9 protein-coding genes are annotated in these 14377 nt (G+C 61.9%); 3 read left to right on the forward strand and 6 right to left on the reverse strand.

Translation table 11 applies throughout. The features are described 5' to 3' along the window. A partial coding sequence (locus tag H8A92_RS17640; protein ID WP_229196954.1) for a helicase-related protein occupies positions 1-2962 on the reverse strand: 2962 nt, incomplete at its 3' end. 758 nt (positions 2963-3720) lie between these two features. Continuing rightward, on the reverse strand, positions 3721-4551 hold the full coding sequence (locus H8A92_RS17645; RefSeq protein ID WP_420831335.1) for a DUF3108 domain-containing protein: 831 nt from the start codon (positions 4549-4551) through the stop codon (positions 3721-3723). A 354-nt stretch (positions 4552-4905) separates the two neighbouring features. Here H8A92_RS17645 and rpmB point away from each other — a divergent pair, with 354 nt between their 5' ends. Beyond that, entirely contained in the window at positions 4906-5214 is a 309-nt protein-coding gene (rpmB, locus tag H8A92_RS17650) for a 50S ribosomal protein L28 (protein WP_229196955.1), read from the forward strand. 132 nt (positions 5215-5346) lie between these two features. Here the strand turns inward: rpmB and H8A92_RS17655 are convergent, their stop codons facing one another. Both H8A92_RS17655 and H8A92_RS17660 read right to left on the reverse strand, forming a co-directional pair. Further along, positions 5347-7074, reverse strand: a complete 1728-nt coding sequence (locus H8A92_RS17655) for a hypothetical protein (RefSeq protein ID WP_229196956.1) — start codon at positions 7072-7074, stop codon at positions 5347-5349. A 41-nt stretch (positions 7075-7115) separates the two neighbouring features. After that, a complete protein-coding gene (locus tag H8A92_RS17660) occupies positions 7116-8168 on the reverse strand; it encodes a dsDNA nuclease domain-containing protein (protein ID WP_229196957.1) in 1053 nt (350 codons plus the stop codon). A gap of 1153 nt (positions 8169-9321) precedes the next feature. Here H8A92_RS17660 and H8A92_RS17665 point away from each other — a divergent pair. Together H8A92_RS17665 and H8A92_RS17670 are read left to right on the forward strand one after the other, a co-directional pair. Continuing rightward, a complete protein-coding gene (locus tag H8A92_RS17665; protein ID WP_229196958.1) occupies positions 9322-9549 on the forward strand; it encodes a hypothetical protein in 228 nt (75 codons plus the stop codon). 286 nt (positions 9550-9835) lie between these two features. Further along, a complete protein-coding gene (locus tag H8A92_RS17670) occupies positions 9836-11041 on the forward strand; it encodes an ABC transporter substrate-binding protein (RefSeq protein WP_229196959.1) in 1206 nt (401 codons plus the stop codon). Between the two features lie 539 nt (positions 11042-11580). Here the strand turns inward: H8A92_RS17670 and H8A92_RS17675 are convergent. Both H8A92_RS17675 and H8A92_RS17680 read right to left on the reverse strand, forming a co-directional pair. After that, a complete protein-coding gene (locus H8A92_RS17675; protein WP_229196960.1) occupies positions 11581-12543 on the reverse strand; it encodes an alpha/beta hydrolase in 963 nt (320 codons plus the stop codon). 23 nt (positions 12544-12566) lie between these two features. Further along, the gene (locus H8A92_RS17680; RefSeq protein ID WP_229196961.1) at positions 12567-14342 is read right to left on the reverse strand and encodes an NAD(P)-binding domain-containing protein; all 1776 of its coding nucleotides are present in this window, start codon (positions 14340-14342) and stop codon (positions 12567-12569) included. Positions 14343-14377 lie beyond the last annotated feature (35 nt).

The following is a 14377-nucleotide window of genomic DNA, read 5'->3' on the forward strand; positions in this document are numbered from 1 at the left end:
CCAGTTGCGGCTCGGCCGGCGCTTCCGCGGCGGGAGCGGCCTCGGCGGCAGCTTCAGCCGGCGCAGCGTCAGCGCTTGCGGTCTCCGCCGGCGCTTCGGCAACAGCCGCAGCGGCTTCCAGGGCAGGCTCGGCTGCGGCTTCAGCAGCCGGCGCCTCAGCAGCGGGTTCTTCGACGGCAGCGGCAACCTCTGCCGCGGGCTCATCCACCGGCGCGGCACGCTCGGCCACCGCATCCTGATGGGTCTCGACCACGACCGGCGTCGCCTCGCTGGCGGCGACCTCGGCAAAGCCGACATCGGGCAGCAGGGCAGCCGACGGCGCGGGATCGCCGGACACCGGCTGATGATCCACCGCAGCCTCCGGCGCATCGGCAGTGACTTCGGCAGCCGCATCGACCGGCGTGTCCACGGCGGCGTCGGATGTCGCCTCGACCGGCGGCGCAACGGCGGCAACCGTCTCGGTGGCCTCGGCCGGCGCGGCCTCGACGGGCTTCGGCGGCAACGGCGGACGGCGGTCCATGCGATAGCCGAGCGCGCGCAGGATCGAGGCGAAATCCTCGCCGGCGGAGCCGGTCAGCGAGGTCATCGCCTGCGTCACGACGAAGCCGCGGCCGTCGAAGGCACCCGCGGGCTTCTCGCCCGGCGAGGTCTCGCGCCAGGCCAGCGCCGGGCGGATCAGATCGGCGAGCCGCTCCAGGATGTCGACGCGCACCGCGCGCTCGCCGCACTGGCGATAGCCGAGCACGCGATAGCCGTCGCGCGGCAGGGTCTTGTCGACCGGGAACGAGGTGCGGCCGCTGGAGGCCAGATGCTGCACGGTCGACAGCGCAGCCATGTCGACATTGCTTTGCTTTTCGGCCCACAGCAGCGAAGCCAGCGAGCGCGCCGCGGGCTTCAAGAGCTGCGGGAAATAGATGTGGTAGGCGCCGAACCGCACGCCGTATTTGCGCAGCGCCGCGCGCGACGGCTGGTCGAGATCCTTCATCTCGGTCGCGATCCTGCTGCGCTCGAGCACGCCGAGCGACTCGACCAGCTGGAAGGCGATGCCGCGGGCGATGCCCTGGAGATCCTCGGCCTTGGACAGTTCGAACAGCGGCCCGAGCAGCTTCTCGATATGCGTCTTGAGCCAGAGATCGAGCCTGGTCTGCACGGCCTCGCGCGAGGCGCCGGTCAGCCGCTCGTCGGAAATGATGCGCAGCCGCGGATGCAACGCGTCGTCGGCGGCCACGAGCTTGGCGACCGCATCGCCGGTCCAGCGGATGGTGCCGTCGGAAGTCAGCACGAACTGCTCGTCGGGGGCGGCGCCCAGTTTCTCGGCACGGGTATCGATCTCGCGCGCCAGCACCTGCTGGGCGGCGGCTTGCAGCGCCTTGGCGTCGCTGCCGGCCTCGGCCGCATCAGGTGCAAAGGTGAAACCATCGAGCCGGCCAATCACGTGGCCTTCCACGATCACTTCACCGGTCTTGCCAATTTCCGTATTCAAAACTGAGTTCTCCCGCAGGCGGCGCATCAATACACTGGTCCGCCTGTCAACGAAACGCTCCGTGAGCCGTTCATGCAGCGCATCGGATAATTTATTTTCGAGCTCGCGCGTGATCCCCTGCCAGTGGTCCGGGTCGTAGAGCCAGTCGGGCCGGTTGGCAACAAAGGTCCAGGTCCTAATCTGCGCGATCCGGCCCGATAGCGTGTCGATATCGCCATCGGTCCGGTTGGCCTGGTCGACCTGGGCGGCAAACCATGCGTCAGGGATACGCCCCTTTTGCATCAGGAAGCCATACAGCGTGGTCACGAGTTCGGCATGGGCGGCCGGCGACAGCTTTCGGTAGTCCGGAACCTGGCAGGCCTCCCACAGCCGCTCCACGGCCTTGGCGCCATGCGCGAATTCGCGCACCTCGGCGTCGCGTGCGACATGCTCGAGCACCCGCTGGTCCTCGGCGACCGGCGCTCGCGTCAGTGCCTCATGATTGGGCGCCTGCGCCAGCGACACCTGGAGCGCGCCGAGCGAGGAGAAATCCAACTTGGCGTTGCGCCATTGCAGCATCTTGACGCTGTCGAAGGTGTGGTTCTGCAGCGCATTGACGAGCTCCGGCTCGAACGGCGCGCAGCGGCCCGTGGTGCCGAAGGTGCCGTTGCGCGTCGCGCGCCCGGCGCGGCCGGCGATCTGGGCGAATTCGGCCGGCGTCAGCCGGCGGAACTGATAGCCGTCATACTTGCGGTCGGAGGCGAAGGCGACGTGATCGACGTCGAGATTGAGCCCCATGCCGACCGCGTCTGTCGCGACGAGGTAATCGACGTCGCCGTTCTGGAACATCGCAACCTGCGCGTTGCGCGTGCGCGGCGAAAGCGAGCCGAGCACGACGGCCGCGCCGCCATGCTGGCGGCGGATCAGCTCCGCGATCGCATAAACTTCATCCGCGGAGAACGCGACAATTGCCGTGCGGCGCGGCTGCCGCGTGATCTTGCGGTCGCCGGCGAATTCGAGCTGCGACAGTCTGGGACGCGTGACGATCGAGGCGCCCGGCAGCAGCCGCTCGATGATCGGCCGCATCGTCGCAGCCCCCAGCAGCAGCGTCTCGTCGCGACCGCGGCGATTGAGGATGCGGTCGGTGAACACATGCCCGCGTTCGAGATCGGCCGCGATCTGGATCTCGTCGACCGCAAGGAACGAGACATCGAGATCGCGCGGCATCGCCTCGACCGTCGAGACCCAGAAGCGCGGCGCCTTCGGCTTGATCTTCTCTTCGCCGGTAACCAGCGCGACGTTGTCGACGCCGGCGCGATCGACGATCTTGTTGTAGACCTCGCGCGCGAGCAGCCGCAGCGGCAGCCCGATCAGACCCGACGAATGCGCCAGCATGCGCTCGATCGCGAGATGCGTCTTGCCGGTGTTGGTCGGCCCCAGCACCGCAGTGACGCCTGCGCCGGGCACGCGGTCATTTCCGAACGAAGTTGAGAAAACCATTTTTTGCAGGTGTTTCTTGAATTGTTGGCGAAACGCTCAATCCGTCATCCCGAGGGCTTGTGACGCATTGGCTTGCTCAGTGTCATCACCCGCGCATGCGGGTGATCCAGTATTCCAGAGACGGTCGTGCTTGAGCCGATCGGCCGCGGCGTACTGGGTCGCCCGGTCAAGCCGGGCGACGACAACGGTGGATGAGGACAAAGCTTCACATCCTCTCAGGGTGACGGTTTGGCAGTGTGTTTCGCACCAGCAGAGTGTTTCGCAAAATCTGTCTCACAATGCGACGCTTCCTGTGCCGCCCTTAAGCTTCGGAACGAGTCCGGAACGAATCGCGGCCGAATCGCTGACTCTATTCCGGGCCTGAAACGTTCACCGCAACATCTCGGGTAGACCCTACGGCGGCGGCACTAGATCAAGTTTGAGAGGGCTCCACAAGCAGGGGATATGCGGACTGAATTCCTTAAATTCCAGAGGTAGCCGAGTCGAATCAGAAGCGGGCAAGAGTCAACTGGATTCCGGTGGCGTTTGTTTCATGCCGTTCGCCCGCGAAGCGCCTCCGAAGTACTCTCCCCTTGTGGGAGAAGGGAAGCCCCTCGCCGCGGGGCCAACTCTCAACCCGTCATCCTGAGGTGCGAGCGGAGCGAGCCTCGAAGGATGAATCGGCCGCATCGGGGGGCCGTGCATCCTTCGAGGCTCGCCAAAGAGGCTCGCACCTCAGGATGACGGGTCTGGCAGCGGCGGCCCCGCGAACGAAATCCCTACTGCGTCTTCGCCACGCGCGGCGGCGCGGCTGTCGTGACGAACGACGTCGCTTCCAGCATGGCCTGGCCGAGCGGGGTCGGGATCGTCATGCGGAACGGCACCAAGAGGCGGGTGCCGGCGATCGGCACGAAGGCGATCTCGATGTTGCGCTGGGCGGCGAGATATTTGATCACGGGGCGATCCGGGATGTAGCCCGAGATCGGCACGAAATAGAGCGCGCAGACCAGCGCCGGGCCGTGATAGCCGCGCTCGGCCTTGACGATCTCGACCCGCTTGAAATCCAGCTTCATGTCGTAGCGCATGCGGCCGTCGAACACGCCGGCGCCGGTGCGGCAGACATCCGGGCTCATCAATTCGGCATTGCCGGGCGCGCGCAGGAACGAGCCGGTCATCGGATCGAACACGTTCTTCTTCTGCGCGTCGGTCACCGGCAGGCGGTCGGCATCGACCGGCGGCTCCGGCTCGATCGCGGATTCCTTGATGCCGCCACCCGCGAGCACCATCCGGATCGTCTCGGATTTCTTCGAGGTGGTGGTGGTCGCGGTGTAGGACGAGGCCACCAGCGAGCCGTTGACGACGCGGCCCTGCGAGGCGCCGGAGCCGCTTCCGCCGGAAAACGCCTTCAGGAGGCCCGCGGTGCCGCCCTGGGCGGTGGCGGAGAAGGTGTCGTCGCCGATTTCGATGGTCCAGGTGCCCTTGCCGACCGGAATACCGGCGAGCGTCGCCTCATACTGGGCGTCGAGCCGCCCCTGGGCGCTGGCGCGCTCGGCGCAGAACAGCAACAAGGCACCCGCGCACAGGCCGATCAGCCGGCCGAGCGGGGGCAAAATGGCAATGGCGGTGGTCACTTAACCTACCTGACGGTCCTGCTATCGGCGCTCTGGTCGTCGTCCATTGGGGCATTCAATTCGGCCGGACAACGCGCGCATCTCTTATGGAACCAAGACTTGCAGCCGAATACGCCCTTTATATGGTTGCCATATCCGGCGTTAAGTGGCTGGAAGACCTTATGAACCGGCATTCTCCGGTACCGCCATGCGCCGATATAATCTTGACGCTTGGGTGATCTGCCCCTATACACCCGCGGTTCCTGGAAAATGGACGCGAATTCAAAACCCCCGCGCGGGCCGTGTGATTGCACGCCTGGCAGAGCGGCGGGGATGCAATAAGGATTTTGTAAGATGTCCCGGCGCTGCGAACTGACGGCCAAGGGCCCCCAGACGGGCCACAAGGTGAGCCACTCGAACATCAAGACCAAGCGGCGCTTCCTGCCGAACCTGGCCAACGTGACCTTCATCTCGGATGCGCTCGGCCGCAACGTGCGCCTGCGCGTCTCGACCAACGCGCTGAAGAGCGTCGACCACAATGGCGGCCTCGACGCCTACCTGATCAAGGCCAAGGCCGACGTGCTCTCGCCCCGCGCCCTCGACCTGAAGCGCGCGATCGAGAAGAAGGTCGGCAAGCCGGCCCCGGTGAAGAAGGCGAGCTGAGCGAGACTGCGAGAGCGGAATTCGCGGAGAGTTTTGAACGGCCGGGTCGATGACCCGGCCGTTTTTGTTTCTCGCTTGCGTGTGAGCTGCAGCAGCTGGCCGCTCGAAGCGGTCCTCAAATGTTTTGGCCTGCTACTCGGCAGCCAGCATGATTTCATGCAGGTTGCCGATGCGATCCAAAACTGCGGAGTATTGATCTTTTTGCAGCAAACGCAGTTCATCGGTTAGGTGAATTCTCTTCGCGTCCTTGGGAATCACATCAGACCCAATGCCATCCAACGACAATGTTCCCAAGATCAGTTGCTGCCCAGGAAGAACCCGTGAAAAGATGAATCGAAAGATGGCCGCAGCGTTATCTTTGTCTTGCTCTTGTTGCAGCGGAGAATCGAGAACGAGGGGGCAAACGATCGAGGGATTAAAACTAGCCATGGTTTGAAGGAAGGCAAACTGCTGAGCTAGCAATGATCGCGGCAAGTCACTCCCTAGCGCGTTTGTCTTTATTTGCTTCTCATAGCTCTTATAGTCAGCTTCCGAAAGAACATTGACACTAAGAATGGCCAAGAATTCCTTCATGCGAGCCTGATAAAATTCGTTGATCTCCTTTCTGCGCTTGGCATCGACTTTTATGTCGCCGTCCAAATCGTCGATACGACTACGAACTTCCTGCTCTTTGGCGGCAAGGTCGTTTATGTCGTCGGAAAGAGAACTCACAATCTCCTTCATGCCTTCTGCCGCGACGAATTCTGCAAAGGTCACTTTGCTGCGCTGTCGCTTTAGCAACTCCTCGATTGGCGAGAGCTCAGCTGTAACTTGACCATACTTCAAATCGGCCGCTTTTTCCTTTTCACGGACGTCAACCAATTTCTTCTGCCGCTGATCGATCAGGCCATAGCAGTAATCGATGTCGTCGAGTATGCCGAAACGCTCAACAATGGAATTGGCGATCTCAGTTCCACATGTTGGGCAAGCGACAGGATCAGGCGTGTTCGGATCTTCTGCGAGTTCGTAGTCAGCGTCCAACTCCCGAATGGCTCGCCGAAGAACTACTATTTCATTCTCCAATCCGTGCCTCTCGTTTCTAACATTCTTCAGTTCTTGTGCTACTTCCTGCTGTCGTTCGTAAACTTTGTTGTATGCATCGACGAGCTCTTCCGCTTCCTTTCGGAAAACTGCGGGATCAATATCGACCTGACGCGCCGCTTTTCTCCTTTGATAAGTCTCGCGAACTGTACAGAGAGTAGTCCGCTCCGCCTCCAAGCGCGCCTTTTCGTCGAACAATTCTACAAGTCGCTTCTTGGCATCATAATATGATTGAGGCCGAACCCCGAGGTGGTACTCGAGCATATTCTTTCGGTATGCGCTGAATTGCTGCAAGCCGTTAAACGAGGCCCAACTTTTAGCCCAACCCTCATCTTGATCGACATAAAATGGCAAAAAGTAAAACGCTGGCCCCGCAGGCCCTAGCTTTCCGTCCTCTGATCGCTCCAATTCGATACGGAAATTCAACAGAGGATTCAAAAACGAGGCGATTCCTCTTTCACCCGATATCCCGACGAATCTTCCGACGAGGTGCCCGCCCTGATCGAAGACGCCAAAGTATTTCTCATCTCGGAGAAGCGTGTACTCAGCTCCTTCGATTGAAAAGCGCAAGGCGTATATAGGCCTCGCTCTCTTCCAGACGGTGTTCTGCAGACCGGGAACATCAGCACCAAGCGCATGATATAAGCTCTTTATAAGAGTCGACTTGCCGACGTCATTCTCTCCGGTGAGTAGGTTTGTCGTTGGACTGAACGTCTCCGCTCTCGCTGCCTTTTCGACCTTTGAGAGGATCAACACTTCTTTGAAGACCAGTCTTTTCATTGACGCGACCCTTGCGCAGGTTTCGGATGAGTTGACGAAACCTAGATTTCTTCATGATAAACCATCACGGTCAGAGCCGCTAAGTACGCACGATCGTTGTATGGCGCCGGCAGCCCTGGAAGCACCGCCTGCTCGGCTTCGCTAACGAACGTCGCGAGCGTGATTTCACCATTTTGGCAAAGAGACTCGAGGCTCAGCACGATCCTCGCGACTTCACGGTTCGTGGAGTCCGAGTAGTCGGCTGCAGCCTGAGGCATCCGCTTGTCCAATCTCATAAGGTCTTGCGAACTCCACCCAGCCTCCTTCAACTCACCAAAGACAAGAGCCATATTTGGCAACGTCTTCGGCTGCGAAGATATCAATGCGAGACTTTCGTCGATTGCTTGCTTCCCAATGCACTTCTTTGAAACTAGATCGTTGACGGTTTTCACCTTGTCGGAGTCGTAGTTGTTCTTGCGAACGATCTCGCTCTGCACCAACCTGACCCAGCTATGAACATTCAGACCGTGGTCCTCACCGAACTCTGTCTTAAATAGCTCCATTGCTTCGCCATGGAGATAGCTGTGCATCGACTCAATCGACACACCTGTGACGAGAAAGTGAAGGTTGTCGATATTCGCTTCGGAGAATTTCGATATCTCTGACGTCAGCTTTTCTTTGATCTTGTCACGGAAGGTAGGCGCAATGTCCTTTGCCGAGACACTCGTGTCAGCAAACTCAAACGCAACATTTGAAACTAGGATGACTCTGATTGCGTGGCTTGAACACATCCCATCGAAGTTCTGAAACATCTTTCCGAGAATGGAATTTGCTTCCTTCCGCCTCGCCGTAAGATCAGAAAGCTTCCGTGGTTTTGCCGATTTTGAGGTCTTTACCTGAAAAAATTCAACGTTTGTTGGAGCGTCGCTTGGCGATAAGAAAACCGTGTCGTCATGAAATTCGAATGCCACAAGATAATCCGCGCTTTGCATATGTCTGCGGAGCATCTCGCAGAAAGCCCAACTTCTCTGATAGTCGAAACGAGATGATGAGTCAGAGCCTGCAGTCTCACGTTGTGGTTTCTCGAGGAGTTCATCAAACAAGCTCTTCGCCATTCTAAGCCTCAGGTTATGAAAAAGGCTTTCTACAACCTATTGGATTAAATGCTACCTCTCCTTTTGGCGATATCCTCGGCCCCGAGTAGTGCACTTCTGTACCCGCACTACAGGGATAGCTTCTTTCTTTCCGAAGATCATTGACCTTGCCGAAACGAGGCCACTCAGCCCTGCCAGTAGCTCAGCGGCCCCGGCGAACATATTCCGGAGGTCGCGCTGCAAATGAAGCGCGCCTCTAGCGCGGATGCAGCGCGCAAAACCGCCATGCGTGACACGCTCTAATTTATGTAATTTTTTCAAAGCGATACGCATTGTCCAATCCTTGCAGGGCCCTGACGCCCTAGGGGTAGGGTCCCCCGCGAGATGCGAAAGCGTCTTGCGAATGTGGTGACAAGCAAGCCCAGTCTCGCCGGGAGAGCACGTATAAGCCGCAACCCATCTGCGCGGGGAACACCGGGATCGCCCGGCGCCCTGCGCCCACCAGCGAGTGTCAAGCTACCGCAAAACTCAGGACGATCGCGCCGCGAGAATGCATCTGCCCCCCTGACAGGTGAATCGATCTGGCTGATGCGTGCTCGCGACGAGGTGCGGGTGGATTCTTTCTTTGCGCGACGACGTGCGAAGCAAAACAATCCATCGCAATGGGCGCGGAGAGATGGATTGTTTCGTCACTTCGCTCCTCGCAATGACGACGTTCGCGAGTTGCGGCAAATCCCGTGACAGCTGCTGCCAATGACAGCGGTGTCATCACTCGCCGCAGTGCGAATCTCTGCTGGAGGAGTTGGTTCGTGCGTGAAGAAACGCTTAACGCGCGCGCCTCGAGCAACATAGAAACCCTATAAATAAAGGCAAAAGCGGCTTGTCGCGCCGTAGCCTTGGCGAAAGCGGAGCCCGTTAATCACAACATCACTGCGCATCATCACGAGCGCATGAGGCGCATGCAAAACGCCACGATCTCATCCAACTCATGGTGTGCAAACAAGCCGTCCGACACGATTGCGATTCGACGCGGCCACGCCGCGCGGCTCGAACATCGTGACGGACGTCACGGCCGGTACAACTGATTGTGAGGCATGTGCGCCGCACTCTTGGGAAGAAGCCTGGCCGTTCCTACATCACGTCCAAAGAACGACCCCGATAAAGGAATTGATCAATGCAAGTTCGCGCACTCAATACGCGCGGAAGACTGGTGCCCGCGATCGCAACCGCCGCCGTGGCGGTGCTCGCAACGGCCGCCCTCGTCGTCCTCGAATTCAGCCCGCCCCGCAATGTGCAGGCCGCGGCCGAACCCGGCATGATCACCTCCGCCGCCGCCAGCCGCGCCGGCGCCACCGTGCTGCCGACCGATCCGGTGACCACCGGCAGCGTGCGGTACCGCTGAGAGGCGCTCTATCCATCATCGTCGTCCCGGCGAAGGCCGGGACCCATTACCACTAATCTTTGCCATTACGCGGAATGTTACCCCAGCGTCGTACCAAATAGACAGCCGGGGTAATGGGTCCCGGCCCCCGTGCGCAATTGCGCACTCGGCCGGGACGACGGTAACAATTTCCCTTCCCGCCGCATTTTCGCATCCCTGCCCCGGCGTCTCGCCACAAGCCTGCCTCCCCACACCTCACGTAAGCTCGCCCCCGCGAACAACAAAAAACGCACAGGGAGAGCTCACGATGATCTGGAAAGCCATCACGGCAGCGGCTGTGCTTGCGCTGGCGACGCAAGCGCACGCCGCCGAGAAAAAGTACGGCACGGGCACGAGCGATACCGAGATCAAGCTTGGGCAGACCTCGCCATTCTCCGGCGCGGCGTCGGCCTACAGCGTGATCGCCAAGGTTCAGGCTGCCTACTTCAGGATGATCAACGACCAGGGCGGCGTGAACGGGCGCAAGATCAACCTGATCACGCTCGACGACGGCTACTCGCCGCCGAAGACGGTGGAGCAGACCCGCAAGCTGGTGGAGCAGGAGGAGGTCGCCGCGATCCTCAATCCGCTGGGCACGCCGACCGGCCTTGCCGTGCGCAAATATCTCAACGACAAGAAAGTGCCGCAGTTGTTCGTCGGCGCCGGCGCCACGTTGTGGGGCGACTATGCGCATTATCCGTGGTCGATCGGCTTCCAGCCGTCGTACCAGGCCGAGACCGCGGTCTACGCCAAATATGTGCTGACCCAGAAGCCGGACGCGAAGATCGCGCTGTTCTACCAGAACGACGACGCCGGCAAGGATTACGGCAACGGCTTCAAGAAGGGCTTGGGGCCAGAGAACACCGCCAGGATGGTGGTGGCGGAGACGACCTATGAATCGACGGACCCCACGGTCGACAGCCAGATCGTGAAGCTGAAAGCCTCCGGCGCCAACGTGCTGTTCATGCACGCGATCCCCAAGCAGGCGGCGCAGGCGATCAAGAAGATCGGCGAGATCGGCTGGAAGCCGGACCTGTTCTTCCTCGCGGCGACCTCGACCTCGGTGTCCTCGGTGCTGAAGCCGGCCGGCTTCGAATATTCCAGGGACATCATCTCGTCCTACTCGCTGAAGGATCCGAACGATCCGCAGTGGAAGGCGGATCCGGACGTGATCGCCTGGCAGGACTTCATGAAGAAATATTTCCCGGACGGCAATCTGCAGGACCAGCTGATCGTCTACGGCTATGTGGTGGCGGAGGCGACCGTGCAGGTGCTCAAGCAATGCGGCGACGACCTCACCCATGAGAACATCATGAAGCAGGCCGCCAATCTCGACATCGCGCCGCCGATGTTCCTGCCCGGCATCAAGGTGAAGACCTCGCCGACCGACTATTTCCCGGTGGAAGCGATGCGGCTGCAGAAGTTCAACGGCGAGACCTGGCAGCTGTTCGGCGACACCATCGGGAACGATTGAGAGGATTGAGCCCGATCCCCTTTCCATCGTCGTCCCGGCGAAGGCCGGGACCCATTACCCCGAATGAGCAAGTGGCGGCACACTGGGGCCGCAGCGCGCTTCAACAACAGGCTGCGGTGGTAATGGGTCCCGGCCCCCCGTGCGCAATTGCGCACTAGGCCGGGACGACGACGGTTAGACTTGCCGTCAACAACAGCGAAACGCCACTTGCCCCCGGGCCGCACATGCCTGCCAGATTTCGGAATATTGGAAATGTATCCCTGAGTTGCCCGACGCGTCAAGTCGCCTGCCGAAGGTCCCCCGCTACCGCCGGCTTCCTTTGCATGGGGTTGTTTTCGATATTTTGGCAATTCCCCTCCACACGACCATATCGTCGTCCCGGCGAAGGCCGGGACCCATTACCCCGACTGCGTGCGTGGCGCGACGCTGGGGCCACGGCCCGCTGCAAGAACAGCCTGCGGTGCTTATGGGTCCCGGCCTTCGCCGGGACGACGGAGGTTAGACTCCCGCCGCCAACAACGGCCAAGACGACGCGGAGGTTAGACTCCCCGCTCCAGCAACACCCGAAAATCCGCCCGCGCGCGCTGCGCCTCGGCGCGTGCGGCCTCCGACGCATCGCCGAGACCGAAATAGCCGTGAATGAGGCCCTCGCCCGTGTGATACGCGACCTGCACCCCGGCCGCCTGCAACGCCTTGGCATAGGCATGGCCCTCATCGCGCAGCGGGTCGAACCAGGCGGTCGTGACCACAGCCGGCGCCACGCCGGCGAGAGACTTCGCGCGCAGCGGTGAGACGCGCCAGTCGGCGCCTTGCGCCTTGTCGGCGAGATAGTGCCCTGCGAACCACCGCATCGTCTCACTCGTCAGGAAGTAGCCCTCCGCATTCTCGGTGCGCGACGGGAATTTCGCGTTCTCGGCGGCATCGGCATAGCTGCCGACCACGTCGGTGACGGGATAGACCAGCAATTGCGCGGCGAGCCTGATGCCGGCGTCGCGGCAGGCGAGCGCGGTGGCGGCGGCGAGATTGCCGCCGGCGGAATCGCCGGCGACGCCGACGCGCGAGAGATCGCCGCCGAAGTCGCCGATCCGTGCAATCACGTCGCGGATCGCGGCGAACGCATCCTCGAACGCGCCGGGAAAGCGCGTCTCCGGCGGTTGGCGGTAATCGACCGAGATCACCACCGCGCCGGTCTCGATCACGAGGTTGCGCGCCTGACGGTCATGGGTTTCGAGATCGCCGGCAACCCAGCCGCCGCCGTGGAAGAAGATCACGGTCGGCGCCTTGCCGGTACCGTTCCGATAGAGCCGCGCGCCGATCTTTCCTGCTGCGCCCTGCACCTCCATATCCCGTGCGACATCGACCGGTGGCGGCGGCACCGCCTTGCGTGCCTCGGCCAGCGCGCGGAGCGATTCCCGACAGCTCTGCGGCGTCATGGTTGCGGGCTCACGCAGCGGCAGCAGCGGGATGATGGTTGCAATGACGGGATCGAGCGGAAGCGGCATGGGAGTCCTTCGGTGCTTGCAGTTCAGGTCAATTGCTTGGAAAGCGTGCCGGCCTCGATCGCGGCGATTTGCAGCGCGATGAAGCGGCTGTAGATGCGGGCCTGCGAGAACGCGCCGCCGGTGAACCAGAGGCCGGGCTGCGGCGTGCGCGTCCACATGTTGCGCAGCTCCAGCGTCGCCTCGTCGAAGCCCCAGACTCGGCCGACGCGCTCGGCGACGGCCTCGCCGAGCAGTTGGCCAACCAGATGGGCGGGCCCCTTGTAGCCGGTGGCGAGCACGAACAGCTCGGCGGCGAGCGACGTGCCATCCTTCAGCGCGAGGCCGGCGGCGGTGAAATCAGCGATGTCGGCGGCCTGGATCAGGCGGATCCTGCCGTCGGCGATCAGCTCGGAGCAGCCGACATTGAAGTAATAGCCGCCGCCGCGGGAGCGGAATTTCAGCGGCCAGCCGGTACCGTCCTCGCCGAATTCGAGCCGGAAGCCGGCGCGCTCCAGCCGCGACAGCAAGGGCGCATCGAGCCGCTTCACCTCGTCGGTGATGATCCGGTGCGCGATCTTCATGACCGGCAGCGGCACGCCGGAATTGAGGATGTCGCGCACCTCGATCGGCGGACCGTCGCCGAGATAGGTCTTGTCGTAGAGCTGCGCCGGCTCGACATTGACCACCATGGTCGGGCTGCGCTGGACCATGGTGACGTCGGCGCCGGCGGCATGCAGCTCCTGGCAGATGTCATGCGCGCTAGTGCCGGTGCCGAACACGACCACCGAGCGCCCGGCCCATTCGCGCCCTGCCGCGAACGCGCTGGAGTGCAGCACTCGGCCCTTGAAATTCTCGATGCCGGCAATCGTCGGAATGTTCGGCGCGCCGCTGACGCTGGTCGCGAGCACGATGTGCTTCGGGTGCAGCGTGCGCGGACCGTCGCTCCGTTGCAGCATCACCGCCCAGCGTTGCGTCACATCGTCATAGCGCGCGCCCTCGAACGAGGTCTCGGTCCAGAAGTCGAGCTCCATGATGTCGACATAGCTTTCCAGCCAGTTCGCGATCTGGTCCTTCGGGATGTAGTCCGGAAAGCTCGGCGGGAACGCCAGGTAACGAAACAGATTGACCGGCGTCTTGTTGTGCAGCTTGAGGCCGCGGTAGCGCAGCCGCCAATTGTCGCCGATGCGCCGCTCGCGATCGACGATCAGCGCGTCGAGCCCGATCCGCTTGCATTCGACCGCGGCCGCGATGCCGGCATGGCCGCCGCCGACAATGAGCACATCAGGCTCGCGGTCGGCATAGGCGCGCGAGGCCTGCCGCTGCTCCAGCCAGTCCGGTGCGGCGAAATCGCGCGCGTGGGATTGCTCGGCGGCGTTTTTGGCGCGCGCATCGCAGATGCGATTGAAGTCAGGCATCGCCGAGAACGTCCACGCCGCGGAATTTTCGCCCCCGTCGTGCAGCAGGCGGACCGCACCGGTGCCGGGACCGTTCGACGTGTCGAAAGTGAAGACTGCCTCGATCACCTCGCGTCCGGCCACCACGGCCCGCCGCGGGTTCAACGCACGGTCATCGAGGCGAAATCCGCCCGCGTTGACCGCGGCAGCGCGCTCCAACAGCTCGGCAACGACACGCTGCCGTCCGCTGAACGTCGCAAAATGCCAGGAAATGCCGAAGATGTTGCGCCAGTGGCTCTCGGGCGCAAATAGTGCCGAGAGAGCCTCAGCGGAGCGGCTGGCGAGCGCCGCGTCCAGCGCGCCGATCCAGCGCTCGGCCAGAAGTTCAGGCGTGTCCTCGGTAGCCGGGTTCAGTTTGTCCAGCATGATCGTGCTTTCTCGGGAGCAGTTGCCGTCTATCT

It is taken from the genome of Bradyrhizobium acaciae, from assembly GCF_020889785.1.
GTDB lineage: Bacteria > Pseudomonadota > Alphaproteobacteria > Rhizobiales > Xanthobacteraceae > Bradyrhizobium > Bradyrhizobium acaciae.

Bases quoted from the DNA above. Each gene is read 5' to 3' on its own strand.
- rpmB (WP_229196955.1), top strand. From the start codon at position 4,906: ATGTCCCGGCGCTGCGAACTGACGGCCAAGGGCCCCCAGACGGGCCAC.
- H8A92_RS17655 (WP_229196956.1), bottom strand. From the start codon at position 7,074: ATGAAAAGACTGGTCTTCAAAGAAGTGTTGATCCTCTCAAAGGTCGAA.
- H8A92_RS17660 (WP_229196957.1), bottom strand. From the start codon at position 8,168: ATGGCGAAGAGCTTGTTTGATGAACTCCTCGAGAAACCACAACGTGAG.
- H8A92_RS17665 (WP_229196958.1), top strand. From the start codon at position 9,322: ATGCAAGTTCGCGCACTCAATACGCGCGGAAGACTGGTGCCCGCGATC.
- H8A92_RS17670 (WP_229196959.1), top strand. From the start codon at position 9,836: ATGATCTGGAAAGCCATCACGGCAGCGGCTGTGCTTGCGCTGGCGACG.
- H8A92_RS17675 (WP_229196960.1), bottom strand. From the start codon at position 12,543: ATGCCGCTTCCGCTCGATCCCGTCATTGCAACCATCATCCCGCTGCTG.
- H8A92_RS17680 (WP_229196961.1), bottom strand. From the start codon at position 14,342: ATGCTGGACAAACTGAACCCGGCTACCGAGGACACGCCTGAACTTCTG.